The sequence below is a fragment of the Ruegeria sp. AL12 genome (assembly GCF_056540885.1).
On sequence record NZ_JBQFXN010000010.1, the window covers coordinates 52,605 to 65,955 of the forward strand.

Sequence of the window (13,351 nt, forward strand, 5' to 3'; positions counted from 1 at the left end):
GCCCTTCCATAACCTCTTTGGCAGGCAAATGGAGGAGATCATGTTCAAACATATCATGTTGCCGGTTGACCGGCATCTACCGCCCGAAGTTCGCAAAGCAGCCGATGTTGCCGGGCAGGTTGCAAAGTGGCAGGGCGCCAAAATCACTCTGGTCAGCGTCACCGGGGCCCATATGGGTGAATCCTCGGAAACCGAGGCCGAGATCGACAAGGAATTGGCGGGGTTCACCGAACAGTTGGCCGCAGAAAGTGGATCAGACGTTTCGATGCGCAAAATCCACTCGGTCGACGTTGCCGCTGAGGTGGACAGCGATCTGACCCGCGCGGCCGAGGAGATCGGCGCAGATCTGGTCATTGTCGGCACCCACGCGCCCCGGATCACCGACTATATTTTTTCCAGCCACGCCGGTTATCTGGCGAAACACGCCAGCATGTCAGTCTTTGTGGTGCGCTAGGCCTCGCCCGACTTTGGCAGTTCAGTTTCCAGAAACCGTTCGAACGCGTCCAGATTGACGGGCTCGAATTGTCCGAATCCCTGCATCCAGACCGAAGCGGCGCGCAAGGCGTCGGGTTCCAGCTTGCACCATTTTACCCGCCCGCGTTTTTCCTGACTGATCAGACCGGCCTTGGTCAGTATGACCAGGTGTTTGGAGATCGCCGCCAACGACATCTCGAACGGTTCGGCCACATCCGTCACCGCCATGTCATCCTCCAGCAGCATCGCCAGAATGGCGCGGCGGGTGGGGTCGGCGAGGGCTGCAAAGACGGTGTCGAGATCGTTGGACATGAGTCCGCTCAACCATAGCCGCCGGGATTGGTCAACCATTTGGTTGAATATGCGGATTCTGGGCTTTGGCGGCACAACGGTGGCCCTCGAAACTAATGACACGCCCTGTGACTTCTGAAAATCATCAAATTTTCAATGCTTTAGGCTGCGTCAATGAGGGCATTCAAGGTCGTTGACTCTGCGCGCTTCGCGCCTTAGCACCATGCCCAAGATTGTACGAGGGAAACGCCCGTGACCGATGATGACCAAAAGCAGCGTATGGCGCAGCTTGAGGCCAAGATCGAAGCGGCGAAAAAGGCCAAAGCGCCAAAGCCTCGTGCGGATGCTGACGTGTCCGGTGGTGAGCTTGCCTGGCGGATGGTCATCGAAATGGTATCCGGTCTGGGGATCGGATTTGGCATCGGATACGGGCTGGACAGCCTGCTCGGGACGATCCCGATCTTTCTGGTGCTGTTTACATTGCTGGGCCTTGTCGCGGGCGTGAAGGTTATGCTCCGCAGCGCGAAAGAGGTTCAAGAGAAACAAACGGCGGCAACGGCTGCCGAGAAGGACGAGAGGGACTGAACGTGGCAACCGAGACCACCGCAGCAGAAGGCAGCAGCCTGGTATTCCACCCGATGGATCAGTTCATTGTCAAGCCGCTGTTCGGCGACGGTGCAGTAGGCATGTTCACGGTCACCAACGTGACCCTGTGGTTGTTCTTTGCAGTGCTGGCCATAATCGCTCTGCTGGTACTGCCCACCTCGAAACGCGCCATCGTTCCGACCCGTATGCAGTCGGTGGCCGAGCTGGCCTATGGCTTCATCTACAAGATGCTGGAAGACATCTGCGGCAAGGAAGGCGTGAAATACTTCCCCTATGTCATGACCCTGTTCATGTTCATCGTCTGCGCGAACTTCCTGGGGCTGATCCCGACCTCGTTCACCACCACGTCGCATTTTGCCGTGACCATCCCGCTGGCGCTGGCCGTGTTCCTGACCGTGACCGTGCTGGGTTTCGTGAAAAACGGCGCCGCATTCCTGGGTCTGTTCTGGGTCTCCAGCGCGCCTCTGGCGCTGCGCCCGATCCTGGCGATCATCGAGCTGATCTCGTACTTCGTGCGCCCGGTCAGCCACTCCATTCGTCTTGCCGGCAACGTCATGGCTGGCCACGCGGTTATCAAGGTTTTCGCGGGCTTCGCCGCGATTGCCGTGATCTCGCCCGTGTCGGTTCTGGCGATCACCGCTATGTATGGTCTTGAGGTCCTGGTGGCCTTCATTCAGGCCTACGTATTCACCATTCTGACCTGTGTTTATCTGAAAGATGCGCTGCATCCTTCGCACTAAGGTCCGATACCCCAACATCGAAACTTCCAATTCGTAAGGAGATACATCATGGAAGGCGATCTCGCACACATCGGCGCAGGCCTGGCAGCAATCGGTTCCGGCGCAGCCGCAATCGGGGTGGGCAACGTAGCAGGCAACTTCCTGGCCGGCGCCCTTCGCAACCCTTCGGCGGCTGCTTCGCAGACCGCAACCCTCTTCATCGGTATCGCGTTCGCAGAAGCCCTGGGGATCTTTGCATTCCTGGTCTCGCTGCTGCTGATGTTCGCCGTATAATCTGCGGAACCTGATCCTTACGCGCAGGTGGGTCCAAGCCATAGCGGCCCACCTGTTGTAAAGACAAGTTTCCGACGGAGGATATCATGGCGACTGAACCCCTTACAAAAGAGGTAGCTGGCTCGTGCGTCGACTCCTATGGCTCTGCCATCGGGATGCCACAGCTCTGCTTCGATTGGTTCCCCAACCAGATTTTCTGGCTGGTCATTACGCTGGTCGTCATCTTTCTGGTCCTGTCCCGCGTGGCCCTGCCGCGCATCGCGGCAATCCTGGCTGAACGTCAGGGGACCATTACAAATGACCTGGCTGCGGCCGAAGATCTGAAGGCCAAGGCGGTCGAGGCCGAAGAGGCCTATAACAAGGCGCTGGCCGATGCCCGTGCCGAAGCGCAGCGTATCGCTGCCGAAGCACGCGCTGAAATTCAGGCTGGACTGGATGACGCGATTGCCAAGGCGGATGCGGAAATCGCTGCCAAGGCGGCTGAATCGGAAAAGGCAATCGCCGAAATCCGTGCCGGTGCGCTGGAAAGCATTCAAGTGGTTGCCAAGGATACGGCGGCTGAACTGGTCACCGCACTGGGCGGCGAGGCAGATGCCAAAGCCATCGACAGTGCAGTAGACGCACAGACGAAAGGATAAGTGACATGCGGAACACTCTTGCCCTTATCCTGACCGTTGGTGCCGCCAGCCCCGCGCTGGCTGCAAGCGGCCCGTTCTTTTCGCTTGGCAATACCGACTTTGTCGTCCTTCTGGGCTTCATCGTCTTCATCGCGGTCCTGTTCTACTTCAAGGTCCCCGGTATGATCGGTGGCGCGCTGGACAAACGTGCCGAAGGCATCAAATCCGAACTTGACGAAGCCCGTGCTCTGCATGAAGAAGCCCGCAGTTTGCTGGCCTCGTACGAGCGCAAGCAGCGTGAAGTTCAGGGGCAGGCCGATGCGATCGTCGCGGCAGCGAAGGAAGACGCGGCCTTGGCGGCAGAACAGGCGAAAGCTGACTTGGAAAAGTCGATCGAGCGTCGTCTGGCCGCAGCTCAGGACCAGATCGCTTCGGCCGAAGCGTCTGCACTGAAGGAAGTGCGTGATCAGGCCGTATCGGTTGCGGTTTCGGCGGCCAGCTCGGTTCTGGCAAAGCAAATGACCGCAGCGCAGGCCAACAAGCTGATCGATGCATCGATTGCAGATGTGGATGCCAAGCTGCACTGACGGGTGACCCCGACAGACACGTGATACAGACGACCCGAGAGCTTTTGGCTGTCGGGTCTTTTGTTTTTGCCATGCTTCTGTTTCTGTTGTTTCAAACACTCCGAATCCTACCACCTGCCGGGGATCAGGTTGATAGGAGCGCCCTGATGGGGGCGTGAAAACAACAGGGAAAGACAGGCGGTGTCAGGCAACGCAGTTTCGATGAATATTGTCGGCGTCGTCCGAAATGGCGGGTCAGCGCTGATCGACACGATCAACAGAATCGAAAACCTGTCTGCGCAGTTGCACCGGTTCACCGTCACCATTGCCACGAACGACAACACGGACGGTACGGATCAAGTGTTGTCCGACTATGCGGGTCAAAGCCGGTATGTTGATATCCTGCAGCTGGATGGTCTTGCGTCAGAATTGCCAAACCGGGTCGAGCGTATCACGGCGGCCAGAAATGCAGTTCTCAAAAAACTCGAGGATCAGGACACGGACCTGGAGTTGACGCTGGTGTTGGATCTGGATGGTCCGAATACCTGCCTGGATGCCCAGGCGGTTCTGATAGCAGCGCAGCGGGTCGCCCCGTTGTGGGAGGGCGTTTTCGCCAATCCAAAACCAGCATATGACGATATCTACGCCCTGCGTTGTTCGGGCTGGTGTGATGAAGACGTGTGGCAACGCATTCAAAGCACGCGCCGGCCGCTGTTCGGGCGTCGCAAGTGGCGCCGGTCCGTCATGAAGTCCGCTGTTTTTGACCGCCAGTTTCACATTGCTGCCGATACGCCCCTGATCCCGGTCGACAGCGCATTCGGCGGTGCCGGGTTGTATAAATCCCGCGCGTTGCGAGGGTTGCGCTATTCTTGCCGGGACGAAAAAGGCGAACAGGTGTGCGAACATGTAATGCTGCACAAACGTCTGAGAGATCGCGGCGCAAGGCTGTTCATCGACCCGGCGCTGACGACACTGGCCGCGGAGGACCGTCTGGGAGAAGGCAGCGGCGCGCCGTTCCCCCGACATCTGCTGCCAGCCGCGTCAGGCGCTGCCTAGTCCCGGCCTTGCCCTGCCAAGTCTGCAAAATCCGGACCGCGCTCAGCCCCGCCCAGTTTCGTGTTGCAGCCTTTGTTGCGCAATAGCTTCGTTCCGATCGGCCTTTTGCTGGTCCGCCATGCAGCGTTCCACAAAATCCAAATGGCGTTCGATTGCATTTCGGGCGGCCAAGGGATCACGCTCTTGCAGCGCCGCATTGATGGCGCGGTGCTGATCCAGGATGGCCTCGCGGGTGGCGCGCTGACGGAACATGGTCTGACGGTTGTAGAACACCCCCTGCACCAGAAGGTCATACATCGAGCGCATCATGTGCAGCATCACCACATTGTGGCTGGCTTCGATGATGGCCATGTGGAACTCGGCGTCCAGCTGCGCCTCGTCATTCGCAGCGTTTCGGTTATGGGCCGCCTGCATCTTGTCAAAGATCGCCTGAACGACCTTCAGGTCGCTGTCTGATCCCAGGCGCGCGGCCCGTTCCGCCGCCAGCCCTTCCATGTCACGGCGAAAGGACAGGTAATCGAATACGGCTTCCTCATGGCTGCCGAACAGGCGGATCAGTGCCGGTGAAAAGGCAGAGCCCAGAACCTCGGCCACATAGATCCCGGATCCGGCTTTCGCGGTCAAAAGCCCCTGTTCCTGAAGGTCGGAAATTGCATCTCGCAGGGACGGGCGCGAAACGCCCATGCGCTCTGCCAACTCCCGCTCGGATGGCAGGCGCTCGCCGGGGCGCAGGATGCCTCGCAGGATCAAAAGCTCGATCTGGCGAACGACTGCGAGCGACAGCTTTTCCGTCTGAACTTTGTGAAATGGCATCGCATCTTCCGAAATTGGTCAATTCATTTGACCATGGACGTCGGTGCTGTTCAAGAATCCCCGGTCGCATCCATTGAATAATTAGGTCAGTAATATTGACTTTAATAGTGGAGAGCTTAGGCTGCGCCGAATTGAGATCGGAGGAGCCTCATGTCCCAACACCCTTTGTTTGCCACCCGGGCCTCGCGAATGAAAGCGTCAGAGATTCGCGAATTGCTGAAGCTGCTTGACCAACCCGGCATCATTTCCTTTGCCGGTGGGATTCCTGATCCCGCACTGTTTCCCGCCGATGCGTTTGCTCAGGCGTTTCAGCAGGCCCTGGGGCCGGATTTGCAAGCGCAGGCGCTGCAATATTCGGTCAGCGAAGGCTATGTCCCATTGCGGCAGTGGCTGGCGCAGCACATGCGCGAAATCGGAGTGGCCTGTGACATCGACAACATCCTGATCACCTCGGGGTCACAGCAGGCGCTGGACTATCTGGGCAAGCTGTTCCTGTCCCCCGGTGACACAGCCCTGGTCGGGTGGCCCACTTATCTGGGCGCGCTGGCTGCATTCAACGCCTACGAGCCACGCTTTGACCGGCTCAATGGCAATCAGGGGGCCACGGAGTACAAGGCCGCAGCGGGCGAAGGCGCAGTGAAATTTGCCTATCTGTCGGCGGATTTTGCGAACCCGACAGGAGAAACCGTGGATTTCCAGGGCAGAGAGGCTTTGCTGGATCTGGCGGAGGAACTGGATTGCGCGTTGATAGAGGACGGAGCCTATCAGGCTCTGCGCTATGACGGGGATCCGATCCCCCCCATACTGTCATTGGAGCAGGCCCGCAAAGGGTCAATCGAGGACTGTCGGACGATCTATTGCGGCAGTTTCTCGAAAACGCTGTCGCCGGGTTTGCGCATGGGATGGGTCGTTGCGTCCAAGCCAGTCATTTCCCAGATGGTGCTGCTGAAACAGGCAGCCGACCTTCATTCCGCGACCATCAACCAGATGGCCGTGCATCAGGTGGCGCAGGCCTGTTTCGACACCCATATTCCGAAAGTACGGAACGTCTATCGCGCCCGTCGTGATGTGATGCTGAACGCGATGGAACAGCATATGCCTGGCGGGGTGGAATGGACACGTCCCGAGGGGGGAATGTTCATCTGGGTCACGTTGCCCGAGGGGATGGTTGGCTCTGACCTGCTGGCGCGTGCGCTGGACACCGTCAAAGTGGCATTTGTTCCGGGGCAGGCGTTCTTCCCGGATGGCAGCGGGGCAAATACCATTCGTCTCAGTTTTTCAAATTCTGACGAGGCGACAATTCGCGAAGGCATTCGCCGACTGGGAGAGGTGCTGCGGGCCTGACGTCCGGAAAGGTTCTGTTAACCAAAATGCTGCAACTCTGCGGCATGATCCGGTTCCTCGCACCTCTCTTGCTGGCCGCCTGCGCCGCCGGCACTCCGCATTTCCGCGACGTTCCAGCCACGCGCGTGGCTGTGAATGGCAGTGTCTTTGATGTGCGTGTGCGCGGCGACCTGGCCGAGGCTGTGCGGATCAACGCGCAATACGCCCCTCGGCTGGGCCCGGTCCGGGATCGCGCCGCTTTGGCGATGGCGCAGGTTTCGGGATGTCCCATTCTGGACGTGCTGGGGGATGCAGCCGTGACCGTTGGGGTTTTGGGGTGTGACCGCGATGCGGGTGAGCGGCTTTTGCTGACGGCCGTCTCGACCCCTAATTACGAATGCATCGACTTTGGTCTTTATGAAAACGTCGGCGGCGAGCGCGGGTATCAGATCTTTGAATGCACGCCGTATTGAGATGCGCGCGTTCTTGCGTATTTCGGCAAGATGTTGTGGATAACTCGGGCTGATATCCCATATCCTGCGCAACTCCGTTGACTCAGACCCCATCCCTTGCGCAGACTTCCAATGCACAGGAATCATGGGACACGCAGCCATTGCGTTTCAGCAAGCTCAAACTGACCGGCTTCAAAAGCTTTGTTGATCCGACCGATTTGATCATCGCGGACGGGTTGACCGGTGTGGTGGGCCCGAATGGTTGCGGCAAATCCAACCTTCTGGAAGCTTTGCGTTGGGTGATGGGCGAAAACCGCCCCAAATCCATGCGCGGTGGCGCGATGGAAGACGTGATCTTTGCCGGGGCGGCCACGCGACCCGCGCGCAACTTTGCCGAAGTTGTCCTGACAATGGACAACTCGGAACGTCTGGCGCCGTCGGGGTTCAACGACAGCGATCAACTGGAAATCGTTCGCCGCATCACCCGGGATGTGGGCAGCGCCTACAAGGCGAACGGCAAGGACGTTCGTGCGCGCGACGTGCAGATGTTGTTTGCCGATGCTTCGACCGGTGCGCATTCGCCCGCCTTGGTCGGGCAGAACCGCATTGCCGAACTGATCAACGCCAAGCCGCGTGCCCGTCGCCGCATTCTGGAAGAGGCCGCCGGGATCTCGGGCCTGTATCAGCGTCGCCATGAGGCCGAGCTCAAGCTGAAAGGCACCGAAGCCAACCTGACCCGCGTCGATGACGTGTTGGAGCAGTTGGGCGGACAACTGGCCCAGCTTGCGCGTCAGGCCCGTCAGGCGGCCCGCTATCGTGAAATTGGCGAACAGCTGCGCCAGGCCGAGGGGATGCTGCTGTATCGACGTTGGAAAGAGGCCGACATGGCCCGCCAGCAGGCCGAAGAAAAACTGCGTGAGCGGATCACCGAAGCCTCCCGTGCCGAGGCTGAAGCCCGCGCCGCTGCCGCAAAACGTGCCGAGATCGAGGAAACCCTGCCGCCGCTGCGCGAGGAGGAGGCCATTGCCGCCGCCGTGCTGCAACGCCAGCAGGTGCAGCGCGATCAATTGTCCGATCAGGAAACCCGCGCCCGTCAAGCGATCGAGACGCTGACCAACCGAATCCAGCAGCTGGCCAACGATATCGAACGCGAAGCCGGATTGAACCGCGATGCGGGACAAATGATTGAACGGCTGGAATGGGAAGCGCGCGAACTGGCCAAGGCGGCAGAAGGTCACGATGAGAAAGTGGCTGAAGCGGCGGAAATCGCCCGCGAGGCAGCCTCGATCCTACAGGAACGCGAAGACCACCTGTCGCAGCAAACCGAAGATATGGCCCGTCTTGTTGCCCGGCACCAGTCCGCCCAGCGTCTGGTCGAAGACAGTCGCAAGACACTGGCCCGATCCGAGGGTGAAGAGGAAGAAGCCCGCAAAGCCGTGGACGAGGCCAAGACGGCCCTGATCCGCGCCAGCGAGGCGTTTGAAGACGCCCAATCGGGCGAAGAAGAAGCCCGTGAAGCAGTCGAAGCCGCCGAAGAGGCGCTTGCCGCGGCGGATGAACTGCGCAACGAAACGCAAGCGCGCGAAGCCGAGGCCCGGGCGCGACGGTCCGAGGCAGAAGGCGAGCTGGGCGCGATCCGGGCCGAAACCACGGCGCTGGCCAAGCTGGTGGAACGCGACACGGCGGAAGGCGGCCAGGTGCTGGACCTGCTGCGCGTCGAACCCGGCTTTGAAAAGGCTTTGGGCGCTGCTCTGGCCGACGATCTTCGCGCGCCGCTGGTCGAGGGTGACGGGCCATCCGGCTGGGTGCAGGTGGCTGGATATGACAGCGACCAGCCATTGCCTGAAGGGTCCGAGCCTCTGGCGCTTCATGTATCGGGCCCCGATCGTCTCAGCCGACGCATTGCGCAAATCGGGTTGGTGGATGCGGATCAGGGCGCACGGTTGCAGGCATCGCTGAAACCCGGCCAGCGTCTGGTGTCCCGCTCGGGCGACCTTTGGCGCTGGGACGGGTTCCGTGCCTGGGCCGAAGACGCGCCAAGTGCTGCTGCTCTGCGGTTGGAGCAGCTCAACAGGCTGGAAGCACTGAAACAGGACCTTGCCCGTGCCGAAGCACAGGCTGACGGTGCCCGTGCCGCGCATGAGGCGCTGTCTCAGCAATTGGCGGATGTGACCGAGGCTGACCGGCGCGCGCGTGAGGCCCGCCGTGCTGCTGATCAGCGCATGGCCGAAACCGCGCGCGCACTGTCGCGGACCGAAGCCGACCGCAATCTGGCCCAGGGCAAGCTGGAAACCCTGACCCTCGCCGTTGACCGCCACAAGGACGACGCCATGGCCGCCCGCGCGCAACTGCGCGACGCCGAAGCGGCTTTGGCCGGTCTGGGTGATCTCGACAGTGCCCGCGCACAGGTCGAAGACATCAAGCAGACGGTCGAGGCGGCGCGGATCACCATGCTGACCCACCGTTCGACCCATGACGAGCTGCGCCGTGAGGGGGACGCTCGCACGCGTCGTACCCAGGAGGTCGCGAAAGATCTCAGCGGGTGGCGCCACCGTTTGGAAACGGCTGAAAAGCGGATTTCCGAACTTGCCGAGCGCAAGGAAAGCTCGGAAGAAGAGCTGACCGAGGCCATGGCCGTGCCCGGCGAAATCGCCGAGGCGCGTGAGGAGCTGAACGAACAGATCGAAGCCGCCGAAGCACGGCGCGCCGAAGCCGCCGACAAATTGGCCGAAGCCGAGGCTATGCACCGTGAAATCGTTCTGGCCGAACGGGAGGCCGAGCGTCTGGCATCAGAAGCGCGCGAAAGCCGTGCCGCGGCCGAGGCGCGCTGTGACGCGGCCAAGGAAAGTGTTGTCGCGGCGGCCGAACGGATTGCCGAAGATCAGCAGCTGACCCCGAACCAGTTACTGAATCAGTTGGATGTAAACCCCGACCAGATGCCTGCTGCGGATGTTCTGGAATCCGAAGTGAACCGCCACAAACGCCAACGCGACGCAATGGGTGCGGTGAACCTGCGCGCCGAAGAGGACAGCAAGGAGGTTCAAGAAGAGTTCGACACGCTCAGCGGTGAAAAAGCCGATCTGGAAGAGGCAATCAAAGCCCTGCGCATCGGCATCGCCAGCCTCAACCGGGAAGGGCGCGAGCGTCTGCTGACCGCGTTCGAACAGGTCAACTCGAACTTCGCCATGCTGTTCAAGCACCTCTTTGGCGGTGGCGAGGCCAATCTGGTCATGGTCGAAAGCGACGATCCGCTGGATGCGGGGCTCGAGATCATGTGCCAGCCGCCGGGCAAGAAACTGTCGACCCTCAGCCTGTTGTCCGGAGGGGAACAGACCCTGACCGCAACGGCGCTGATCTTTGGCGTCTTCCTCGCCAACCCCGCGCCGATCTGTGTGCTGGACGAGGTCGACGCGCCGCTGGATGACGCCAACGTCACCCGTTTCTGCGACCTGCTGGACGAGATGTGCCGCCAGACTGACACCCGTTTCCTGATCATCACCCACCACGCGGTGACCATGGCGCGCATGGATCGCCTGTTCGGTGTCACGATGCAGGAACAGGGCGTCAGCCAGCTGGTTTCGGTCGATCTGAAGAAGGCCGAACAGATGGTCGCCTGACCGCTCACTGGAAGTTTATGACGGTTGCGGCTTTATCGCGCTAACGTGAGCGCATGACGCGCTTTTTGATCCCCGCCCTCATCGCCGCCGGCCCTGTTTTTGCAGCCGACTGGCCTGTCAAAACCGGGGACACGCCCCTTACAGCCGCAGAGCTTGATGCTTTGGCGGGGCAGACGCTGACCTTTTACGACGACGGACAGGCCAAATTCTCGGCCGGGGGCGCCTATTCCTATACATATGCAAGCGGAGATTCTGCCTTTGGAACTTACGCGATTTCCGATGATGGCAGCGTGTGCATCGCGTACCGCAATGGGTTCAGCCGATGCGATTTGTATGTGCGCAACGGGGGCAGGTTGATCCTGATTGACGAAAAAGGCGATCGGTATCCGGTGCGTAGTAAGTGAAATTGATCTGAAATTTTTGCAATTTCCGTGCATTTGATAGGGAAAACCCGACAAATCGGATGGTGTATGGGAGAAAAACTGACAACCAAGGTGGTATCGTCCCGAAAATTTTCACTGACGGACGGAGACAGGCACATGTGCCGATTCTTGGCTTGGGTTGGGCAGCAGCGATATCTGGACGAACTGGTCCTCGAGCAAGAACAATCGCTTGTCATTCAAAGCCGAAACGCATTGATCGGAAAAACTCCGATAAACGCGGATGGGTTCGGTCTGGCATGGTATTCTGATCGTGACACGCCATGCTTTTACAAGGACACCCATCCGGCGTGGTCCGATGCCAATCTGAAGCAATTGGCGCATCACACGAAATCCCGGCTGTTTCTGGCCCATGTACGGGCCTCGACGGGTACGGCGACCTCGCGCAACAACTGTCACCCCTTCGGCGTCGGCAGGTGGAGTTTCATGCATAACGGTCAGGCCGGGGGTCATGAACGAATCCGGCAAGAGCTTGATGCCATGATCCCGGCGCATCTGTACCTGCATCGTATGGGCGCAACCGAGAGCGAGGCGATCTTTCTCATCGCTCATGGCGAGGGGCTGGACACCGATCCTGTGGGTGCAATGGCGCGTGCGGTCGGTCGGGTCGAAGCCCTTTCCAGGCGCCGCGGAGCATCACCCTATCTTCGGTTTGCCGCCTGCTGGTCGGACGGCAAACGGGTTTTTGCGGCCCGATATGCCTCGGATCGGTTTGCGCCCAGCTTGCACTACAAGGCCTGCAAAGACGGTATCATCATTTCGTCCGAGCCATTGGATGCCATCAACGAGGGATGGCTCGAGATACAGCCCAACACGGCAATCGAAACCGAGGGTGCCACGGTGACGACGCGCGCCTTTGCGCCTTGTGTTCCGCAGCAACGGGAATGGGTCGCGTAAGCGTGATTGCTGCCTAAAGCCGGTTCAATAGATCCACTGTCGGCCACGCGTCGGCCAGCAGGCCAAGCCGCTTCTGTTCCGCCTGCACGGCCGCCCGCGTGCCAGCGCCCAGGATCCCGTCGACATTGCCAACGTCATACCCTTTGGCCTGAAGCTTACTTTGCAGCTGCTTCATCTGTGCACCGTTCAGACCCTGTGCGGGATTGCCGGCATCGTAGATCTGCGCCCCTTCCAGACGTGTTCCGAAATAGGCGGCGGTCAGGACATAGACAAAGCTCTGGTTCCATTCGAAATAGACGTCGAAGTTGGGATAGGCCAGAAAGGCCGGGCCTTTGTGCCCCTGGGGCAGGATCAGCGAGGCAGGCAGGTTTGCGAGCGACCCGCTGCGTGCCTGAACGCCCATGGCCTGCCAATCGGCCACAGACCGGGGCTTGCCGGGGCCGGACAAAGACCAGTCCATCTGCGCGGGCACCGTGACCTCTTGCAACCACGGTTCGCCTGCGCGCCAGCCCAGATTCGACAGCATCTTGGCGCCGGACATCAGCGCATCCGGGGCCGAGGTTTTCAGGCGGACACGCCCGTCGCCGTCACCATCGACACCGTTTTCCAGAATGTCACGCGGCAGCATCTGGACCATACCGATTTCGCCGGCCCATGCGCCCGTTGTGCGGGCCGGGTCGAAATCACCATTCTGATAAAGTTCGATGGCGGCGAAGATTTGAGGGCGGAACAGGTCGGGGCGACGGCAGTCATGGGCCAAAGTCACCAGTGCATTGCGGGTGTTGAAGTCGCCCTGAAATGATCCGTAATCGGTCTCGAACGCCCAGAAGGCCAGCAACACCCCGCGTGAGATGCCGTATTGCTTTTCGATCCGGTCAAACACCGCGTCATATTTGCGCGACATCGCCTGCCCGCGTTCGATCCGATTGGCCGAGATCAGCCGTCGGGAAAACTCGATAAAGGGTTTCTGAAACACCCCCTGCGCCCGATCGGCCTTCAGCACGGCGCTGTCCTGCTGCACGCCTTTGAAAAACGCGTTCACGGTGGATTTGTCAAAGCCTTGCTGCACGGCCTCGGTCTTTAGCCCTTTGACAAAGGAATTGAAGCCACCACCACATTGGGCCAGGGCAGGTTGGGCAAACAGGGTGGCGGCGATCAGGCCGGAAAGAAAACGCATGACAAATGT

The 13,351-nt window shown here is 60.1% G+C and carries 15 protein-coding genes; 12 read left to right on the forward strand and 3 right to left on the reverse strand.

Annotation, left to right across the window (positions count from 1 at the left end; all coding sequences use genetic code 11):
* Nucleotides 1-40 precede the first annotated feature (40 nt).
* Nucleotides 41-454 (forward strand): universal stress protein, encoded by a 414-nt coding sequence (locus tag ACR0C6_RS18575; RefSeq protein WP_171232703.1) that lies wholly within the window; start codon nt 41-43, stop codon nt 452-454.
* Here the strand turns inward: ACR0C6_RS18575 and ACR0C6_RS18580 are convergent.
* A complete protein-coding gene (locus tag ACR0C6_RS18580; RefSeq protein WP_152457045.1) occupies nt 451-786 on the reverse strand; it encodes an ArsR/SmtB family transcription factor in 336 nt (111 codons plus the stop codon). The two genes, ACR0C6_RS18575 and ACR0C6_RS18580, sit on opposite strands and share 4 nt — an antisense overlap.
* Before the next feature lie 231 nt (nt 787-1,017).
* On the opposite strand from ACR0C6_RS18580, the gene ACR0C6_RS18585 reads away from it, so the two are divergent.
* From ACR0C6_RS18585 to ACR0C6_RS18610, 6 genes are all read left to right on the forward strand, one after another.
* The gene (locus ACR0C6_RS18585; protein ID WP_152457046.1) at nt 1,018-1,350 is read left to right on the forward strand and encodes an AtpZ/AtpI family protein; all 333 of its coding nucleotides are present in this window, start codon (nt 1,018-1,020) and stop codon (nt 1,348-1,350) included.
* A gap of 2 nt (nt 1,351-1,352) precedes the next feature.
* The gene (locus ACR0C6_RS18590; RefSeq protein WP_152457047.1) at nt 1,353-2,111 is read left to right on the forward strand and encodes a F0F1 ATP synthase subunit A; all 759 of its coding nucleotides are present in this window, start codon (nt 1,353-1,355) and stop codon (nt 2,109-2,111) included.
* A 48-nt stretch (nt 2,112-2,159) separates the two neighbouring features.
* The gene (locus tag ACR0C6_RS18595) at nt 2,160-2,384 is read left to right on the forward strand and encodes a F0F1 ATP synthase subunit C (RefSeq protein ID WP_005981269.1); all 225 of its coding nucleotides are present in this window, start codon (nt 2,160-2,162) and stop codon (nt 2,382-2,384) included.
* Nucleotides 2,385-2,470: 86 nt separating this feature from the next.
* Nucleotides 2,471-3,022, forward strand: coding sequence for a F0F1 ATP synthase subunit B' (locus ACR0C6_RS18600; protein ID WP_171169212.1), 552 nt, complete (start codon nt 2,471-2,473; stop codon nt 3,020-3,022).
* Nucleotides 3,023-3,027: 5 nt separating this feature from the next.
* A complete protein-coding gene (locus tag ACR0C6_RS18605) occupies nt 3,028-3,588 on the forward strand; it encodes a F0F1 ATP synthase subunit B (protein WP_152457049.1) in 561 nt (186 codons plus the stop codon).
* Nucleotides 3,589-3,789: 201 nt separating this feature from the next.
* On the forward strand, nt 3,790-4,623 hold the full coding sequence (locus ACR0C6_RS18610; RefSeq protein ID WP_480620629.1) for a hypothetical protein: 834 nt from the start codon (nt 3,790-3,792) through the stop codon (nt 4,621-4,623).
* Nucleotides 4,624-4,665: 42 nt separating this feature from the next.
* Here the strand turns inward: ACR0C6_RS18610 and ACR0C6_RS18615 are convergent, their stop codons facing one another.
* Nucleotides 4,666-5,436 carry a FadR/GntR family transcriptional regulator gene (locus tag ACR0C6_RS18615; protein WP_152457051.1) on the reverse strand — a complete coding sequence of 257 codons (771 nt, stop codon included), beginning with the start codon at nt 5,434-5,436 and terminating at the stop codon, nt 4,666-4,668.
* A gap of 150 nt (nt 5,437-5,586) precedes the next feature.
* On the opposite strand from ACR0C6_RS18615, the gene ACR0C6_RS18620 reads away from it, so the two are divergent.
* The 5 genes from ACR0C6_RS18620 (at nt 5,587) to ACR0C6_RS18640 (ending at nt 12,165) form a co-directional block, all read left to right on the forward strand.
* On the forward strand, nt 5,587-6,780 hold the full coding sequence (locus ACR0C6_RS18620; protein ID WP_480620630.1) for an aminotransferase-like domain-containing protein: 1,194 nt from the start codon (nt 5,587-5,589) through the stop codon (nt 6,778-6,780).
* Between the two features lie 26 nt (nt 6,781-6,806).
* Nucleotides 6,807-7,232: a hypothetical protein gene (locus ACR0C6_RS18625; protein WP_480620632.1), complete on the forward strand. Its 426-nt coding sequence runs from the start codon at nt 6,807-6,809 to the stop codon at nt 7,230-7,232.
* Nucleotides 7,233-7,372: 140 nt separating this feature from the next.
* Nucleotides 7,373-10,828, forward strand: a complete 3,456-nt coding sequence (locus ACR0C6_RS18630; protein ID WP_480620634.1) for a chromosome segregation SMC family protein — start codon at nt 7,373-7,375, stop codon at nt 10,826-10,828.
* 53 nt (nt 10,829-10,881) lie between these two features.
* Nucleotides 10,882-11,232, forward strand: coding sequence for a hypothetical protein (locus tag ACR0C6_RS18635; RefSeq protein WP_152457055.1), 351 nt, complete (start codon nt 10,882-10,884; stop codon nt 11,230-11,232).
* A 135-nt stretch (nt 11,233-11,367) separates the two neighbouring features.
* A complete protein-coding gene (locus tag ACR0C6_RS18640) occupies nt 11,368-12,165 on the forward strand; it encodes a class II glutamine amidotransferase (RefSeq protein WP_152457056.1) in 798 nt (265 codons plus the stop codon).
* A 13-nt stretch (nt 12,166-12,178) separates the two neighbouring features.
* Here ACR0C6_RS18640 and ACR0C6_RS18645 read toward each other — a convergent pair whose 3' ends face one another.
* Nucleotides 12,179-13,342 carry a lytic murein transglycosylase gene (locus ACR0C6_RS18645; protein ID WP_480620636.1) on the reverse strand — a complete coding sequence of 388 codons (1,164 nt, stop codon included), beginning with the start codon at nt 13,340-13,342 and terminating at the stop codon, nt 12,179-12,181.
* Between the last annotated feature and the right edge of the window lie 9 nt (nt 13,343-13,351).

Excerpts from the sequence above, each read along its gene's own strand:
- ACR0C6_RS18610 (WP_480620629.1), top strand. The coding sequence starts at position 3,790 with ATGAATATTGTCGGCGTCGTCCGAAATGGCGGGTCAGCGCTGATCGAC.
- ACR0C6_RS18595 (WP_005981269.1), top strand. The coding sequence starts at position 2,160 with ATGGAAGGCGATCTCGCACACATCGGCGCAGGCCTGGCAGCAATCGGT.
- ACR0C6_RS18615 (WP_152457051.1), bottom strand. The coding sequence starts at position 5,436 with ATGCCATTTCACAAAGTTCAGACGGAAAAGCTGTCGCTCGCAGTCGTT.
- ACR0C6_RS18600 (WP_171169212.1), top strand. The coding sequence starts at position 2,471 with ATGGCGACTGAACCCCTTACAAAAGAGGTAGCTGGCTCGTGCGTCGAC.
- ACR0C6_RS18645 (WP_480620636.1), bottom strand. The coding sequence starts at position 13,342 with ATGCGTTTTCTTTCCGGCCTGATCGCCGCCACCCTGTTTGCCCAACCT.
- ACR0C6_RS18620 (WP_480620630.1), top strand. The coding sequence starts at position 5,587 with ATGTCCCAACACCCTTTGTTTGCCACCCGGGCCTCGCGAATGAAAGCG.
- ACR0C6_RS18575 (WP_171232703.1), top strand. The coding sequence starts at position 41 with ATGTTCAAACATATCATGTTGCCGGTTGACCGGCATCTACCGCCCGAA.
- ACR0C6_RS18580 (WP_152457045.1), bottom strand. The coding sequence starts at position 786 with ATGTCCAACGATCTCGACACCGTCTTTGCAGCCCTCGCCGACCCCACC.
- ACR0C6_RS18640 (WP_152457056.1), top strand. The coding sequence starts at position 11,368 with ATGTGCCGATTCTTGGCTTGGGTTGGGCAGCAGCGATATCTGGACGAA.
- ACR0C6_RS18605 (WP_152457049.1), top strand. The coding sequence starts at position 3,028 with ATGCGGAACACTCTTGCCCTTATCCTGACCGTTGGTGCCGCCAGCCCC.
- ACR0C6_RS18625 (WP_480620632.1), top strand. The coding sequence starts at position 6,807 with ATGCTGCAACTCTGCGGCATGATCCGGTTCCTCGCACCTCTCTTGCTG.
- ACR0C6_RS18635 (WP_152457055.1), top strand. The coding sequence starts at position 10,882 with ATGACGCGCTTTTTGATCCCCGCCCTCATCGCCGCCGGCCCTGTTTTT.